This window comes from Synechococcus sp. H55.10, assembly GCF_047502715.1.
Lineage (GTDB): Bacteria > Cyanobacteriota > Cyanobacteriia > Thermostichales > Thermostichaceae > Thermostichus.
In genome coordinates this window covers 1-1,018 of record NZ_JANSJJ010000071.1, presented here as the reverse complement: position 1 = coordinate 1,018, position 1,018 = coordinate 1, and the positions used below count along the sequence as shown (strand labels likewise).

Here is a 1,018-nt window from a genome sequence, read left to right as displayed (position 1 = left end):
GTATAGCTGTTGACGAGGCATGCCATTCCTAGACAAGCACCCAAAACGGTGAAAAACCCAACCGATGGCAAACGCCTAGGAAATGTCTCAGCCAACTCGCTAATGAACATACTCCCCAGCCCTAAAGGGCGAGGATTCTTGTTCCTGGTTCCACAACAGCACTTAACTAACTAGTGGCTAGTGATTAGTGACTCGTTACCAGTTACTAACCCCTATTCACCACCTGTCACTACGCTAGGAGCCGTGCACAATTCCCCAAGTGTTTACACTTGCGGCGTATTTTCCTTTTACCCAAAGGTACTGTTCCACTCGACTCCCAGCTCCTTCAGTGCCCGACGCAAGCTGAAATAACAGTAACCTTAAGAGTGAGCGAAGACGAGTCTGGCGGCCTGTTTTTTTGAGTCCTTTCAATCCAGCGGGTCGCAAGAACTGTCTTCCTCTTCTCGGCTCCAGCCCGCCCCCAAAGCGTCCGCCGCTGCCGCCTGCAACGCCTGAGTGTCCGCCCACAACTGCGCCGGATCCGATAGCGGATCTGACAGAGGCACCAAACGCAAGATGCGGCTCTCCTGAACCAGATCAATCACCACGCTGGGCCGTTCCCCCTCCATGCCTGCCACCTCCGAGGGGGAGGGATCCCGCAAGCGGGCATAGTCGAAGCTGTTGAGGTTTAGGTAAAGGCTGCGATTGGCCACCAAGGTAGCCGCCGTTGCATCCTGAAACACCTCCATCACATAGCCCTCCCCCTGCTTTCGCACCCAACCATCGACGATATCGAAGTAGCGAACCCGCCCCAGATCCGCTAGGAGACGGTGAATATCCCGCTTATTAACCAAAATTCCGCTATCTACGATACAGGGTGCACAAGGACGAGTGTCTGTCATGGGCAGTCGGTCTTGAGGAGCAAGCGGATTGACAACAGGCAAGAAGTAATTAGAAGTAATGCTCAACAACAGCTAACCAACCATCGCAAATCCTCTAGAAAGTGGCCATCCCCAACAAGTCTAAGACTAGAGCAAAC

Annotated in this window: 1 protein-coding gene; it reads right to left on the bottom strand. The window is 53.3% G+C overall.

Annotated features, from left to right (window positions below; genetic code table 11):
* Positions 1-407: 407 nt before the first annotated feature.
* Positions 408-833: a hypothetical protein gene (locus NW858_RS05610; RefSeq protein WP_414520078.1), complete on the bottom strand. Its 426-nt coding sequence runs from the start codon at positions 831-833 to the stop codon at positions 408-410.
* Positions 834-1,018 lie beyond the last annotated feature (185 nt).